This window comes from Priestia sp. BR_2, from assembly GCF_041954005.1.
In the GTDB taxonomy this organism is placed as follows: Bacteria; Bacillota; Bacilli; order Paenibacillales; family Paenibacillaceae; genus Paenibacillus_AQ; species Paenibacillus_AQ lautus_A.
This window is the reverse complement of sequence record NZ_JAVFHM010000193.1, coordinates 67,735-83,891: the sequence shown is the minus strand read 5'-3', so window position 1 is coordinate 83,891 and position 16,157 is coordinate 67,735. Positions and strand designations below refer to the sequence as shown.

Sequence of the window (16,157 nt, the reverse complement as noted above, 5' to 3'; positions counted from 1 at the left end):
CAGATATGAATTTAACCCGAGTGCATCCTGTCACGAATCCAATAAAAATTATGGGAGGAGCAGAGTCTCATGAATCGTTTCTTGATTTCACGTTATAAGAAAGCCATAAGTGCATGTTTGGCCCTTGTCCTTGCGTTGTCCCTTTTGCCGGCACCTGGCGATGTTGCCGCAGCCAGCGACGCCGTTGTGAATGTATCGTCTGAGAAACAAGTGATTCGCGGTTTCGGGGGCATCAACCACCCGGCATGGATCGGAGATTTGACGGCAGCACAGAGAGAAACCGCATTCGGAAACGGAAACAACCAGTTAGGATTCTCGATATTAAGAATCTACGTGCACGAAGACCGAAATCAGTGGTACCGTGAACTGGATACGGCCAAACGGGCGATTGCCCTTGGAGCTATCGTATTCGCTTCGCCATGGAATCCGCCCGCCGACATGGTCGAGACCTTCAACCGCAACGGCGATACGTCGGCAAAGCGACTTCGTTACGACAAGTATGCCGCGTATGCCCAGCATCTTAACGATTTCGTAACCTACATGAGAAACAATGGCGTGAATCTCTACGCGATTTCCGTCCAGAACGAGCCCGATTATGCGCATGACTGGACGTGGTGGACGCCGCAGGAAATGCTTCGCTTTATGAAAGAAAATGCCGGATCGATCAACAGCAGAGTGATCGCACCGGAATCGTTCCAATATCTGAAAAATATGTCGGACCCGATTCTAAATGATCCCCAGGCGCTTGCCAATATGGATATTCTTGCCGCTCATCTGTACGGTACCCAAGTTAGCAATTTTGCGTATCCATTATTCAAACAAAAAGGAGCGGGAAAAGACCTCTGGATGACCGAGGTGTATTACCCGAATAGCGACAACAACTCGGCGGATCGCTGGCCTGAAGCCTTGGATGTGTCTTACCATATCCACAATGCGATGGTAGAGGGAGATTTTCAAGCTTACGTTTGGTGGTATATCCGCAGATCCTACGGTCCGATGAAAGAGGACGGCACGATCAGCAAACGCGGCTACAATATGGCTCATTTCTCCAAGTTTGTCCGTCCCGGCTATGTCAGGGTGGATGCTTCGAAAAATCCAGAAACGAACGTTTACGTATCCGCCTATAAAGGCGACAACAAAATCGTTATCGTTGCCATAAACCGGAACAACTCCGGGGTCAATCAGAACTTTGTCCTTCAGAATGGATCCGTTGCGCAGGTATCGAGGTGGATCACGAGCAGCAGCAGCAATCTTCAACCCGGAACGTCTCTCAATGTAACAGGGAACAATTTCTGGGCTCATCTTCCCGCGCAAAGCGTTACGACTTTTGTAGGTGAACTCCGGTAACACATCGTCTACGGTACAGTTAACAAAGCGTATGATAAGGGCTGTCTTCAAGTCACAAGGGTGACTTGGAAGGGCAGCTCTTTGTTCTGGGCTGGTAATCAATAAGGAAATCCACGAAGTGCCGACACTCAGCTCGCAGTGGTTCCTGCTTAATGTTTATATTAACTCCGATTGATCATATTGCCTCGTAAAGGAATTTGCGTCCTTTCGCTCCTAACCTATTGCCATATCGTTTGCAATTGTACTCCGAGGAAGGAATTGTACCTTTTTCTTGCGAACAGTCAAGTGTATCATCGAATTGCTTCATATTTGAAAACGCTTTCTATAGAGGAGGGTACATATGCAGCGTTTATGGTCCAAGTTCTCCCCGGTGTTCCGCAGATTTCTGATTTCCTACCTGATTGTGCTGTTAATCCCCCAAATCGCAGGTTATGCATCGTACAGGGCTTCGATTGAAGTAGCAAAATCAAGCTCGATCGAAAACAGTCTGAGTTCATTGAATCTGGGAAAAGAGATCATCGAGCGGCATCTGGTGGAGGTGGAAGCCTTCACGAAGCAGCTTGCGATCAATCAGGATTTATATCGTCTGATCGCCGATCCCAAGCCGCTCGACAGCAACAACGTTTACGGGTTGGGGAGGATGCAGCGCAGTCTGTCCATGTACAGCAGCACGAACGATTACCTGTCCAATTTCTTCATCTACATACGCAATTATAACGCCATTATTACGCCGAGCACCGTCTATTACCGGCCTGAGCATTATTACGAGGCGAATCGGCTTGAAGGAATGACGTTCGAGGAATGGGAAGAGGCCGTAATAAAGAAACCTCATCTAAATGAGTTGATTCCGCTTAAGAAATATAGGCGGGAAATCCGCGATACGGTGTTTGTCGAAAAGCCGGCAGTCACGTTTCTGCAGTCGATACCGCTTAACAGCTTCAACAATCCACAGGCGATGATCGGCGTTATGATCGATGAAGATCATATGGGCAGCCTGCTGCAAAACATCGTGGACCAATACGGCGGCTGGGCGGTGGTTGCGGACCGGGAAGGCAGCTTGATCCTGTCCCGCGGCATCGGCGAAGAGGAAGCCAAGCGCTTCACTGAAGCTCCGGGAGACGAAAACGGCGAAATCAGCCCCGCGGGCGACGGCAGACTGTTGATTTCCATCCGGTCCGACCTGAACGGGTGGACCTATATGGCCGGAATACCCGAGCAGGTGCTGTTGACGAAGGCCGACAAAATCCAGCGGGTCACGACGACGTTTACGCTGGCTGCGCTGGTCATCGGTTTGCTGATCGGACTTGTGCTCGCGTACCGGCACAGTGTTAAGCTCCATTCGCTCCTGTCCGTGTTTCGCGAGCAAAACCACATTTCTCGGGAGAAGATCGGTAACGAGTATGATTTCCTGGCCGGCAATATCGCGGCGCTGATCGCAAACAATAAATTGCTGGAGTCTTCACTGAACGATCAGCTCCCGCTGCTTAGGGATGCGTTTATCAAGCGGCTGCTGACAGGCGACTTCTATACGCTGCGCGAGATCGAGGCGGTCTCCGGTCAAACCGGAGTCCGCCTCCGCGGCGAGCATGGACGTGCAGGCATTCTAAAAGTTGCCGGATATGGCAGCGCTGACAGTGAGGAAATCATCCAGGAACTCAGCGTCGCACGGTTGATCGTCCGGCAGGCCTTGAGTCGGCTGGAACCCGATGTGCTGGTTACGGACTGGGGTTCGGACCAGATCGCTTTCGTGCATGCGCTTGCCGGAGAGCCGCTGGACGATTTACATCGTCGCCTGGAAGCCGGTCTGCTCGAACTGGTCGATACCGTATATCGGCAGCATCGATTGTCGATCACGATCGGGCTGGGTTCGGTGTTCGACGCGTGGAACGGCGTAGCTGACTCTTTCAACGAAGCGCAGCAAGCGTTGGAATATGCCGTCCATACTGGGGCAGTCGGCATCACCCGGTTCGAGGATGCGATGAAAGCAACGGAGCTGTACTATTATCCGATTGAATCCGAACAGCGTATGCTCAATACGCTTAAGGCGGGTGAACTGGAGGAAACAAGCCGCCTTCTTGACCAGCTGCTCAGCCGGAACTTTGAAGAAAGGGAGCTGTCGTACGATATGACGCAGCAGTTTGTGACGGAGCTCAAGGGAACCTTTTTGAAGCTGGCCGAACAAAAAATATTCCACGACGAGCCGTTGACCGACCATATCAAGGAACAGATCGCTGCCGTTTCGACGACGGACGGGGTCGATCAGCTCAGGGGCAGATTCGGGAAGCTCATTCATGATATCTGCATGGACGTCCGGAAGAAAAAATGCGACATGCATGCCGAGACCGTGGGTGAGATCAGCCGCTATATCCACGAGCGTTACTCCGACGCAGAGTTGACGCTTTATCGTATCGCGGAGCATATTGGCAAGCCCGAAAAGTATATCTCCCAAATGTTCAAGGAACATACGGGAACGAACCCTTCGGACTACGTTGAGCTGGTGAGGATCGGCAAGGCGGCCGAGCTGCTGCAGGAGAACCTATTGACGATTGACGAGATCGCCGCGCAGGTGGGGTATAACAGCGCCCATTCATTTCGGAGGGCCTTCAAGCGGGTTCGCGGCGTGTCGCCGAGCACATTCCGGCAAATGGCCGATTAAGGAGACGGCGATCTCGCCAATCTTTTGCGTAAAAGGGAGGTCAGCCGTCTGCTTAATCGATGGGGATCGAACGTCTTGGCGGACGTTTTTTAATCGAATCCGCCTAATGAAAAACCTAGTAAAATCAAGGCTTGGAAAGCATCCGTTTCCGAAATTGTACGGCAAGGGAGAAAGTGTGCCTTTACGAAGCCGAGCGTGCAATTTTATGATTACGCACAAGAAAGCGCTGCCAAATAAGTTCTGGCTTCATTGGCAGCTACTCATCGAAGGAGGGATGGAACTGAGTACTCTATTTTCCAAGTCCAAAACGGTCAGAGCCCCGAGCGGCAAGCGCTCGGAAATCGGAAGAGCCGCCTATCGAAGCTTCAGAAGACATTGGCAGCTGTATCTGCTGGTCATTCCGCCGGTCTTGTACTTCATCATCTTCAAGTACTTGCCTATGGCAAACGCCGTGCTAGCATTCAAGAATTATAACGTAATGAAAGGGATTTGGGGGAGTCCATGGGTCGGCACACAGTATTTCGAGATGTTTTTTCGCAACCCTGCGTTCGTGACACTGATCAAAAATACGCTGTACATTTCGTTCTATCAATTGATCGTCGGGTTTCCGATCCCGATTCTGCTGGCGTTGGCCTTGAACGAGGTGAAGAGCGCAAGGTTCAAAAAAACCGTGCAGATGGTCACCTATGCGCCATATTTCATCTCCACGGTGGTCATGGTGTCCATCATCATGCTGTTCCTGTCCCCGCGTCTTGGGATCGTGAATACCATTGCTGGCGCGCTTGGCTTTGAAGCGGTCAATTATCTTGGAGAGCCTGGCATGTTCCGTACGATCTACGTGCTGTCCGACGTATGGCAAACCATGGGCTATTCCGCGGTGATTTATCTTGCTGCTCTGGCGGGAGTGGACCCGTCATTATATGAAGCGGCCAAAGTGGATGGCGCCAATCGGTTCCAGAAAATCCTGAACGTCGATCTTCCCGGCATTCTGCCGGCCGCGGTCATCATTCTGATTCTCAGTGTAGGCAACATCATGGCACTCGGCTTCGAGAAAATGTACTTATTGCAGAATCCGCTGAACTTGTCCTCGTCCGAGATCATTTCCACGTATGTGTACAAAATCGGATTGCTGAACGCAAACTACAGCTTCGCCACGGCGGTAGGATTGTTCAATTCCTTGATCAATCTGGTGCTGCTCCTAGTCGTCAACGCCATTGCCAAGCGGGCATCCAATACCAGCCTCTGGTAAATTTCACAAAAAGGAGTGAGTGACATGAACGCATTGCGGGCCCATTCCGGAAGCCGACGGAGCGTGAGGATCAAGGAGTCGCTGGGGGACCGTTTTTTTTTGAGCGTGACCTACATCTTGCTGATCTTGGTTTTAATTGCCGTCCTGTATCCGCTTATTTACATCGTAAGCTCGTCCCTGAGCAGTCCAAGCGCCGTCTCTGCAGGCAAGGTGTGGCTGTGGCCGGTCGACGTATCGCTGGCAGGGTACGAGGCGGTGTTCCGAAACGGCCAGGTGCTGACAGGCTATGCCAATTCGCTGTTTTATACCGTTGCCGGTACGTTCATCAGCGTATCCCTGACCATCATGGTCGCTTACCCGCTGTCGAAAAAGTCATTCTTCGGCCGCACGCCGCTTATGGTTTTCATTACTTTCACCATGCTGTTCTCCGGCGGGTTGATCCCGACCTATCTGGTCGTCAAATCGATGGGCATGATCGATACCCGCTGGGCGCTGCTCATTCCGAATGCCGTTTGGGTATGGCAGGTCATTATCGCCAGAACCTTCTTCCAGACCTCGATCCCGGATGAGCTTTCCGAGGCGGCAGACATCGACGGGTGCAGCGACATCCGCTACATTTTCAGCGTCGTTCTTCCGCTTGCCAAACCGATTATCGCCGTGCTCTCGCTAATGTACGCGGTGGGGCAGTGGAACGCCTATTTCGATGCCTTGATCTACTTGAAATCGCAATCGCTCTATCCGCTTCAGCTCATTCTCCGCAGCATTCTCATCCTGGGAAGCGGAACGGGCAATATGGACGCCGGGGAGATGGTGAAGCAGCAGCAAATGGCCGAGCTCATGAAATACTCGCTTATTGTGGTGGCAAGCCTCCCGGTGCTGGTGATCTATCCGTTCGTGCAGCGCTATTTCGTGCAAGGCATGCTGATTGGCTCCGTGAAGGGCTGATCGTGGGCAGAGCCCGTTATGTTGCATTACCAATTCATGAGGGGGAGATTGATTTGAGAAAAACAGCAACTCGTCTGCTTGTTCTCATACTGATACTTAGTTTCGTGCTTGCCGGATGCTCCGGCGGAAATGACAACCCGGGAAGCGCAGGGAAGGAAGGCGGCATGCCGGACTCCGGCGAGAAGGTAACGATCAACGTTTTTGCCCATCAAGGATCGGATATGGATCTGAAAACCAACAAGTTTACGAAAAAAATGGAAGAGCAATTCGGCATCCAATTCAATTGGACAACCGTTCCGTTTGACGGCGCGGCCGAAAAACGGCAAATCTCGCTCGCGTCCGGCGACTATCCGGATTTGTATATGCTTATTCCATGGGTAGACCGTTTCTCGCAGACGGACTTATTGAAGTTCGGACAGCAGGGGGTGATCATCCCGCTGAACGAACTGATCGATGAGCATGCTCCGCACATTAAGGAAGTGCTGGAGAACAACGAATATTATAAAGCGATGAACACCGCGCCGGATGGCAACATTTACGGATTGACCGGCTTAAACGAATGCTTCCACTGCTCCTACCCGAATAAAATGTGGATCAATACGAAGTGGCTTGATCAGCTGGGGCTTGCGCAGCCGACGACGCCGGAAGAATTCAAAGCGGTTCTCGAGGCTTTCAAGACACAGGATCCGAACGGCAACGGCAAGGCGGACGAAGTGCCGCTCAGCGGATCCGTCGAAAATTTCGGCGTTCACGTAATCCCGTACCTTATGAACGGCTTTATATACAACGACGACAGAACGTATCTCATCATGAAGGAGGGCCAGGTAGACACCGCCGCGAACAAACCGGAATGGCGGGAAGCGCTGGCCTACATCAAATCGCTTTATGATGGGGGGCTCATTGACCCTGGAGCCTTTACGCAAAATGCAGGCGCGTACAAAAAAATCGGGGATAACGCGGACGCACAGCTGTTGGGCGCCGGGGCCGGCATGCATCCCGCCTTGTTCCTGACGACGGGAGAAGACGCGCCGTACAGCAAGGACTATAACCCGCTTCCGCCTTTGCGAGGACCGCATGCCGATTATGCAACATTCAACTATCCGATTGATCCGGGCGCATCCTTCGTCCTGACGAATAAAGCGAGCAAAGAGGCCCAAATCGCCGCCATTCAAATGCTGGACTATTTCTACACGCAAGAAGGCGCGATGCTTTCCTACCTCGGTGAAGAAGGCAAAAGCTGGCGCAAGCCGCAGGATGGAGAAATCGCGCTGAACGATAAAGTGGAGCCGCTCTATAAAGCGATCCCGCTTGAACCCGGGGAGCAGCCCCGCAATGACAATTGGGGAGCATTAACCCAATATAACCATCACCGGGCATACCGCGATGCCGAGGTTCAGGGCACGGATATTTACGCCGATGACGGTTACGAACGCCGCCTGTACGAGGCAACGCTATTGATGGAAGGCAAGGAGCCGCAAGATATCTTTCCGCACTGGGCGCTATGGGTCGACCCGCTGGTTGCCGACGAAGCCAGCATGATGCAGACGAACATCAAGGACTATATTGACCAGAACGCCCTGCTCTTCATCACCGGTGCCAAGAGCCTGGATAAGGATTGGGATGATTATGTAAAAGGGCTGGAGGGTCTGAACATGCCGCGTTATATTGAAATCATGCAGGCTGCTTACGATTCATCGACAATATCGAAATAAACCGTGGCCCGATAAGCCCGGCTTCTTGGAGGCAGGAGTCTTCGCTCAGGACGCGGGGGCTCTTGTCTTCATTATTTTTAAAGTTCGGCGTGTAAGTGATCTTCGATTTGGGACCGTGACATCAAAAAAAGGTACAAATATGCGGGATTCGGCAATTTCTATTCTGTTATCGGATGTTACACTAAGGTGGAATGGAGGTAGTGTTCGATGCGCATTGACGCCCATCAGCATTTTTGGAAAATCGAACGCAACGATTACGGATGGATTACGCCCGAAATTCCGGTGCTTTACCGCGACTATTTGCCTTCCGATCTCAAACCGCAATTGCAGAGGCACGGCATCGGCCAGGTTCGACAGCTGGCTCTTGCCGGAATCGAAGGTGATCAAGGCGTTGGTGGAGCTGAACTAGTTCAAATAGCGATAGCGGATTGGAGGAGAAGCATGACAAGTTTGAATGGCATGGAACTGAAGCATCGCTTGTGGTATAGGAAACCGGCGACCGAATGGAATGAGGCGCTGCCGATCGGAAACGGCCGGCTGGGCGCGATGATCTTCGGCGGCACGGCCGAGGAGAAGCTGCAGCTTAACGAGGATTCGGTATGGTACGGGGGCCCGCGCGACCGCAACAACGAAGATGCGCTGCCCCATTTGCCCGAGATCCGCAAGCTGATTATGGAAGGCAGGCTGCAGGAAGCGGAGGAGCTGGCGGCGATGACGATGGCGGGGCTGCCCGAAGCGCAGCGGCACTATGTGCCGCTCGGCGATCTGCTGCTGTCGTTCGGTCAGCATGGCCAGGTTGCCGAGGATTACATGCGGGAGCTTGATTTGGAGCGCGGTGTATCCCGGGTCAGCTATCGGATCGGCGGGATCAGGTATACGCGCGAGTTGTTTGCAAGTTATCCGGATCAGGCGATCGTCATCCGCATCACCGCCGACAAGCAGGAGGCGGTCACGTTTAAAGCCCGGTTCAACCGCCGGAACTGGAGGTACGTGGAGAAGACGAACAAATGGGAGGCGAGCGGGCTGGTCATGCGCGGGGATTGCGGCGGCGAAGGAGGCAGCTCCTTCAGCGCCGTCTTGAAGGCGGTCCCGGAAGGCGGCGTCTGCCGCACGCTTGGCGAGTATTTGCTGGTGGACGGCGCAAGCTCGGTCACATTGCTGCTTGCCGCCGGAACGACGTTCCGGCATCCCCACCCGGAGCTTGACGGCAAACGGCGGCTGGAGGAGTTGAGTCGAGTTCCGTATGCCGAGCTGTTAGCCCGGCATGTCGCCGATTACCGCGAGCTGTACGGACGGGTCGAACTGAAGCTGCCCGAGAATCCGGACAAAGCCGCGCTCCCGACCGACGAACGGTTGAAGCGGTTCCAACACGGCGAGGAAGATCACGGCCTGATCACGACCTATTTTCAATACGGGCGCTACCTGCTCATTGCCTCCAGCCGGCCGGGCTCTTTGCCCGCGAATCTTCAAGGCATCTGGAACGACAGCTTTACCCCGCCGTGGGACAGCAAATTCACGATCAATATCAATGCGCAGATGAATTATTGGCATGCGGAAAACTGTAATTTGGCCGAATGCCACGAGCCGTTGTTCGATTTAATCGAAAGGATGCGTGAGCCCGGGCGGGTTACGGCCGGCGTCATGTACGGCTGCCGGGGCTTCACCGCGCATCACAATACGGATATTTGGGCGGACACGGCCCCGCAGGATACGTACCTTCCTGCTTCCTTCTGGCCGATGGGCGCCGCCTGGCTGTGCCTGCATCTGTGGGAGCATTACCGATTCGGTCAGGATCGATATTTTCTGGCGCGGGCATACGAGACGATGAAGGAGGCGGCGTTGTTCCTGCTCGATTATTTAATCGAGGACAACGAAGGTGGTCTGGTGACATGTCCGTCCGTCTCCCCCGAGAACAGCTACAGGCTGCCCAATGGCGAAACAGGTGTTCTCTGCGCCGGGGCCACGATGGATTTTCAGATTATCGAAGCGCTGTTTGAGGCTTGCATCCGCAGCGGAGAAATCATCGAGGAAGATGAGGCGTTCCGCGAGGAGCTCGCTGCCGCCTTGAAGCGGCTGCCCAAACCGCAGATCGGCAAACATGGGCAAATTCAGGAGTGGATGGAGGATTACGAGGAAGTGGAACCGGGACATCGCCACATCTCCCATCTGTTTTCGCTTTATCCGGGCGAAGGCATTAACGTGGATTCCACGCCGGAGCTCGCCGCAGCCGCTCGGACGACTTTGGAACGAAGGTTGGCTAACGGCGGCGGACATACCGGCTGGAGCCGGGCGTGGATCATCAACTTCTGGGCACGACTGTTGGATGCCGACAAAGCTTACGAAAACGTAAGAGCGATGCTTCACCACTCTACGCTGCCTAACCTTTTCGACAACCATCCGCCGTTTCAAATCGATGGTAATTTCGGCGGCACGGCGGGCATTGCCGAGATGCTGCTGCAAAGCCACGCTGGTTTGATCCGTTTGCTGCCCGCTTTGCCTAACAGCTGGAGCGATGGGGAAGTCAGAGGGCTGCGGGCACGTGGCGGCTTCACATTGAATTTCACCTGGACGAAGGGACAGGTTACTGAAGTGGTCGTGTCCTGCGCACTTTCCGGTCCATGCCGTTTACAAGCACCTGGACTTGACCCTGTTTCCTTTACGGGGGAAGCCGGCCGCTCCTACACGTTCACCAAGAAAAGGGAGGAGTGAACATCAATTAACTTTATTGCTCGTGATACGCATTCTTAATGAGGCTGCGGATCCGGCTCATAATCTAATGACTGCTGCTGGACTCGGTTTCTGTATTCACTGGGCGCCATCCCCGTCCACCGCTTGAACTGGCGGCTGAAATGCGCATTGGTCTTATATCCTAGCATCATCGCGATATGGTCCATGCTTAAATCCGTTTGCTTTAACAGCCGCTGAGCTTCGCCCAAAAGGGTTTCTGACAAGAACTTGCGAGGTGCTTTGCCGTACACTTCACGAAAGATCCGATTCACCTGCGACGGACTAAGGTTCAGCTCCTTGGCGATGTCTTGGATCCAGGTTCGCTCGGTCTCCTGAATTTCACCGTGAAGATGGATATATTTTACGGAGTCTTCAATATGCTCGGCGATCTGTCGGGCGATAGCTTCTTTTTTCGATAAGGTGACGGATGGGGTCTGAGACAGCTGTCCGACCAGGGAGCCGAGCAGTTCAAAGACGGCGGCATGCACTTTCATCTGTTTGAAGGCCGGCGGTGGGCTGGATAAGTGCTCTGTGGCCAGACTGTAGAGTGTAGAGAGAGAAGAAGACAGTCCCTGGGCTAAAACCGAATCAGCCGGATAATAAATGTCCTTGCAGCGGTTGAGTTCTCTGCAAAAGGATGTATCGTGAACGCTGAAATGGACGGAAAAGTAAGTGAAACCTTGCGGACCGGCGCCAGTGCAGGAATGCGTCATACCGGGGCGGATGAACAACAAGTCTCCAACGGACTGTTTGTACAGCTGTCCATTTACCACCATATTCATCTCTCCGTCCATCATCCAATGAATTTCGTACATGGAATGCTCGTGGGACGGATAAGTCCAGCGGGAACCCACTTTTCTTGCATGCAGCCCCAATAATTGAAAAGACATGCGAACATCGGGCAGACGGCCTAAATATACGGCTTCGGAAAACTTGTTCACAGCAAACCTCCTCGGTATGTCCTGTTTTCCAGTAACGGTTAGACTCATCTTAACAGAAAAATCATGCGTGAAAAGGGTAAATCGTCGTAGAGATTAGCGCATCGTCATAGACGATCGGTGGTGCTATCGTAGTAATATCAACCCGAAGGGGAAGAAATGGGGGCAAGCCTGAATGAGAATTATTCGATTTCTAGACAGGCAACAGAAGCGGCTGGCAGCCGTTACGGATGATGAAGCAGCCTATCGTCTGCCGCAGCCGGATTTTATGACTTTGATCCATCAAGCCAGGGAGCGCGGGATCTCTCCTGTCCAACTGGTTGAAAGCGCTTTTAGTCCTGCGAATGAGTTGGCTGGTGACTGGACTTCTCTGCACCTTGTCACGCCAGTGGAAGCACCGGAGGTATGGGCGGCAGGCGTTACGTATCAACGAAGCCGCGAAGCACGAAATTATGAAGCTACGGATGGAAAACTGGATGCGGAGACATTTTACGACAAAGTTTATGAGGCTGAGAGGCCTGAAATCTTTTTCAAATCCACGGCCGCCCGCACCATCGGACCGAACGAGGCCGTCACGCTGCGCAGTGATTCCACATGGCAGATCCCTGAGCCTGAGCTGGGATTGGTGCTTGGCGCAGATGGCAGCATTGTGGGATATATCGTCGGCAATGACATGAGCTGCCGCGATATTGAAGGGGAGAACCCGCTGTATTTGCCGCAAGCCAAAATATGGCGCAAATCCTGCTCCATCGGACCGGCCATCCGGCTTGCGGAAACGGTGCAGAATCCATATGCATTCAGCATCGTCTGCGAGATTTACCGCGAAGGGCGCATGGTCGTTAAGAGCGAGGCCAGTACGAGTGAATTAAACCGAAAGCTGGATGAACTGGTCTCCTTCCTGGCAAAAGACAATGATTTGTTTGACGGTACGGTGCTTTTGACAGGCACAAGCATTGTGCCGCCTAATGAGTTCACGCTTGAGCCCGGGGACCGGATTGAAATTTCGATCAGCAGTATCGGTACGCTGGTGAACCCTGTTTTATCAAACTAGTTTTGAATAAGGAGGACGTACTTCCATGACGGCATTTCAAGGAGAGCAAGTATACAGGAACTATATCAACGGAGAATGGATGAAGGCTGCGTCCGGAGAAACCGAACCCAGCATCAATCCGGCAAACCGGAATGAGGTAGTCGGGTATGTACCGGTTTCCGGTATAGAGGATCTGAACCGTGCTGTCGCAGCGGCCAAAGCAGCAGGCCGAGCCTGGCGGCGATTAACCGGCGCGGAACGCGGCAATGTTCTGTACAAGGCGGCGAACGTGCTGGAACGCCGGGCCGACGAGGTCGCCGAGGCGATGACGAGGGAAATGGGAAAAACGCTCGCAGAAGCTAAGGGAGAGACGATGCGCGGCGTCGCGATCCTAAGGTATTACGCCGGCGAAGGGATGCGAAAAATCGGCGATGTCATTCCTTCCACGGACAGCGAAGCGCTGATGTTTACGACTCGAGTACCGCTTGGCGTCGTGGGCGTCATTGCCCCATGGAATTTTCCCGTAGCGATTCCGATTTGGAAGACGGCCCCGGCATTGATATACGGCAATACGGTTGTGTTAAAGCCCGCACAGGAAACGGCGGTCACAGCAGCCAAAATCATCGAATGCTTTGAGGAAGCGGGAATTCCGGCAGGTGTTCTCAATCTTGTATGCGGCAGAGGATCGGTGATCGGATCTGCGCTTTCCGAGCATCCGGATGTCAACGGGATTACGTTCACAGGTTCCAACGAAGTCGGAAAACGGGTCGGCGCCGCCGCTTTGGGGCGGGGGGCCAAGTATCAGCTTGAAATGGGCGGCAAAAATCCGATCATTATCGCGGCAGATGCGGACCTGGACTTGGCAGTCGAGGCGACCATCAGCGGCGGCTTGAAATCCACCGGCCAAAAATGCACCGCCACCAGCCGGGTTATTGTTGAACGAAAAATATATGAAGACTTTAAAGAAAAGCTCCTTTCGCAAATCCGGGAAATCCGGCTGGGCGATGGCATGTCATCCGAAAGCTGGATGGGACCGTGCGCGAACGAAGGACAGCTCGAAACGGTGCTGAACTATATTCAAAAAGGGCAGGATGAAGGTGCCGTACTGCTGACCGGCGGAAAAAGAGCGGACGCTCCAGGGCTTGAAGAGGGATTCTATGTCCAGCCGACTGTATTTGAGGGTGTAGCATCGCATATGTCCATAGCACGGGAAGAAATCTTCGGCCCCGTGCTTGCGTTGATCGCGGTGGATTCCTTGGAGGAAGCCATAGAGGCGGCCAATGACAGCGACTTTGGGCTGAGTGCTTCCATCTATACGCAAAATGTCGGCGCAATGCTGTCTTTCATCCGGGATATGGATGCCGGATTGGTCAGGATCAACGCGGAAACGGCCGGCGTAGAGCTGCAGGCACCGTTCGGCGGGATGAAGATGTCAAGCTCGCATTCCAGGGAACAGGGTCAAGCGGCGATCGAGTTTTTCACTTCCATCAAAACGGTCTTCGTGAAGTCATAAGTTGCGGGAGGGTGCCATGCACGAACAGATTATGTCGATTATGGGGGAGAAAGACTCAAGCGGTTTCGATATTATAGCGCATGCTCCCGGGGCGGCGGGACGTCTGCCTTTAACGGATGATTTGCTGCGGAACGCTCCGAGCGGCGACTTGTTCGGCATGTCCCAGAATGTCGGAATGGGCTGGAAGCCCGGGGAATTGAACGGAAAACAGTTTCTGATACTGAGCACCCAGGGCGGAATTCGCAATGAGGACGGCAGTCCTGCAGCCCTCGGCTATCATACGGGCCATTGGGAGGTCGGCCTGCTGATGAAGGCTGCGGCGGAAGAGATATCAAGCCGCGGAGGGATCCCGTTTGCCGGATATGTCAGCGACCCTTGTGACGGCAGATCACAGGGAACGACAGGCATGTTTGACTCGCTGCCGTACCGAAACGATGCCGCTCTCGTGTTCCGCAGATTGATTCGCTCCCTGCCGACGCGCAAAGGCGTGATCGGCGTCGCCACTTGTGACAAAGGTCTGCCGGCGATGATGCTTGCGCTTGCAGGCATGCCGCAGCTGCCAGGTGTTATCGTTCCCGGGGGCGTCACCCTTCCGCCTGTCGATGGAGAGGACGCCGGCAAAATTCAGACGATCGGCGCACGGTACGTCAGCGGCGAGCTCTCCCTGGAAGCGGCGGCGGAGCTCGGCTGCCGGGCATGTGCTACACCGGGGGGAGGCTGCCAGTTCCTGGGCACGGCGGCAACGGCCCAGGTCGTCGCCGAGGCGATGGGCATGACGGTGCCGCATGCCGCACTTGCACCTTCCGGGCAGCCGATCTGGATCGAAATGGCGCGCCAATCCTCACGCGCACTGATGGCGATGGAGTCCGATGGGCTGAGAATGGCGGACGTTGTCACCGATGCGGCGATTCGCAATGCGATGGCTGTTCATGCCGCATTCGGCGGCTCTACCAACCTGCTGCTGCACATTCCCGCCATTGCCCATGCAGCCGGTTTAACCGTGCCTGCGGTGCAGGACTGGATCCAGGTCAACAAACATGTGCCGAGACTGGTCAGCGCCCTGCCGAACGGCCCGATCTTCCACCCGACCATTCGGGTGTTTCAGGCTGGAGGCGTGCCCGAAGTGATGCTTCACCTCAGGCAGCTTGGCGTACTGGATGAGTCCGTGCTTACCGTAACAGGTACGACACTGAGCGAGGTTCTCGACTGGTGGGAATCGTCGGAACGCCGTCATCTGCTGCGGAAGCAGCTGAAGGAGAAGGACGGGATAGATCCGGACAGTGTCATTATGAGCGTTGAGTACTCGCAGCGTCTTGGCATTACCTCTACTGTGACATTTCCAACAGGGAATATCGCTCCGGAGGGCTCTGTGATCAAATCCACATCGATCGACCCTACGGTACTGGATAACCATGGCGTGTATCGTCACAAAGGAAGAGCAAAAGTGTTTACAACCGAACGCGAAGCGATCCGTGCAATTAAGAACGGCGGTGTTCTGGCAGGCGACGTCGTCGTACTTCTCGGGCGGGGGCCGTCAGGGACCGGGATGGAGGAGACTTACCAACTTACGTCTGCGCTGAAGCATTTGTCTTTCGGCAAATACGTATCGCTCATTACCGATGCCCGGTTTTCCGGTGTTTCCACCGGGGCGTGCATTGGCCACGTTGGCCCCGAAGCACTGGCAGGCGGGCCGATCGGCAAGCTTCGGAACGGTGACTTGATCGATATCGTCGTGGATCGCAACACGCTGGAAGGCAGCATGAACTTTGTCGGCGAAGGGGAAATCGAGGTTTCGCCGGAGGAGGGAGCTCTCATCCTTGCACAGAGGCCCTTCCATCCGGATATGCGGCCGGATGAAGCTCTGCCGGATGACACCAGGCTGTGGGCTGCACTGCAGTCCGTCAGCGGAGGGACATGGAGAGGGAATGTGTACGACGTGGAACGGATCATAACCGCTCTGGAAGCCGGCAAAAAAGCACTGGGCTGGCACTGAAATCAACCATTTTGTACAATCATCATTTTCATACCGGAGGGAACTTA

At 54.0% G+C, this 16,157-nt stretch carries 10 protein-coding genes; 9 read left to right on the top strand and 1 reads right to left on the bottom strand.

The features are described from left to right. Nucleotides 1-81 precede the first annotated feature (81 nt). The 6 genes from xynC to RB298_RS13715 all read left to right on the top strand — a co-directional run bounded on the left by xynC (nucleotide 82) and on the right by RB298_RS13715 (nucleotide 10,618). Entirely contained in the window at nucleotides 82-1,347 is a 1,266-nt protein-coding gene (xynC, locus tag RB298_RS13740; RefSeq protein ID WP_486047434.1) for a glucuronoarabinoxylan endo-1,4-beta-xylanase XynC, read from the top strand. Nucleotides 1,348-1,687: 340 nt separating this feature from the next. Beyond that, nucleotides 1,688-4,003: a helix-turn-helix domain-containing protein gene (locus RB298_RS13735; protein WP_486047358.1), complete on the top strand. Its 2,316-nt coding sequence runs from the start codon at nucleotides 1,688-1,690 to the stop codon at nucleotides 4,001-4,003. A 274-nt stretch (nucleotides 4,004-4,277) separates the two neighbouring features. After that, a complete protein-coding gene (locus RB298_RS13730) occupies nucleotides 4,278-5,252 on the top strand; it encodes an ABC transporter permease (protein WP_176502406.1) in 975 nt (324 codons plus the stop codon). 24 nt (nucleotides 5,253-5,276) lie between these two features. After that, nucleotides 5,277-6,197: a carbohydrate ABC transporter permease gene (locus RB298_RS13725; protein WP_486047357.1), complete on the top strand. Its 921-nt coding sequence runs from the start codon at nucleotides 5,277-5,279 to the stop codon at nucleotides 6,195-6,197. A gap of 53 nt (nucleotides 6,198-6,250) precedes the next feature. Beyond that, complete coding sequence (locus RB298_RS13720) at nucleotides 6,251-7,909, top strand: ABC transporter substrate-binding protein (protein WP_486047356.1); 1,659 nt, start codon at nucleotides 6,251-6,253, stop codon at nucleotides 7,907-7,909. Between the two features lie 441 nt (nucleotides 7,910-8,350). After that, a complete protein-coding gene (locus RB298_RS13715; protein WP_486047433.1) occupies nucleotides 8,351-10,618 on the top strand; it encodes a glycoside hydrolase family 95 protein in 2,268 nt (755 codons plus the stop codon). Between the two features lie 35 nt (nucleotides 10,619-10,653). Here RB298_RS13715 and RB298_RS13710 read toward each other — a convergent pair whose 3' ends face one another. Further along, nucleotides 10,654-11,577, bottom strand: a complete 924-nt coding sequence (locus tag RB298_RS13710; RefSeq protein ID WP_486047355.1) for an AraC family transcriptional regulator — start codon at nucleotides 11,575-11,577, stop codon at nucleotides 10,654-10,656. Between the two features lie 172 nt (nucleotides 11,578-11,749). On the opposite strand from RB298_RS13710, the gene RB298_RS13705 reads away from it, so the two are divergent. Genes RB298_RS13705 through RB298_RS13695 form a run of 3 tightly spaced genes read left to right on the top strand, consistent with a single transcriptional unit; the run spans nucleotide 11,750 to nucleotide 16,110 of the window. Beyond that, nucleotides 11,750-12,625, top strand: coding sequence for a fumarylacetoacetate hydrolase family protein (locus RB298_RS13705; RefSeq protein WP_277745911.1), 876 nt, complete (start codon nucleotides 11,750-11,752; stop codon nucleotides 12,623-12,625). A gap of 25 nt (nucleotides 12,626-12,650) precedes the next feature. Further along, nucleotides 12,651-14,117 carry an alpha-ketoglutaric semialdehyde dehydrogenase GucD gene (gucD, locus tag RB298_RS13700; RefSeq protein ID WP_486047354.1) on the top strand — a complete coding sequence of 489 codons (1,467 nt, stop codon included), beginning with the start codon at nucleotides 12,651-12,653 and terminating at the stop codon, nucleotides 14,115-14,117. 16 nt (nucleotides 14,118-14,133) lie between these two features. After that, complete coding sequence (locus RB298_RS13695) at nucleotides 14,134-16,110, top strand: YjhG/YagF family D-xylonate dehydratase (RefSeq protein ID WP_283771788.1); 1,977 nt, start codon at nucleotides 14,134-14,136, stop codon at nucleotides 16,108-16,110. Nucleotides 16,111-16,157 lie beyond the last annotated feature (47 nt).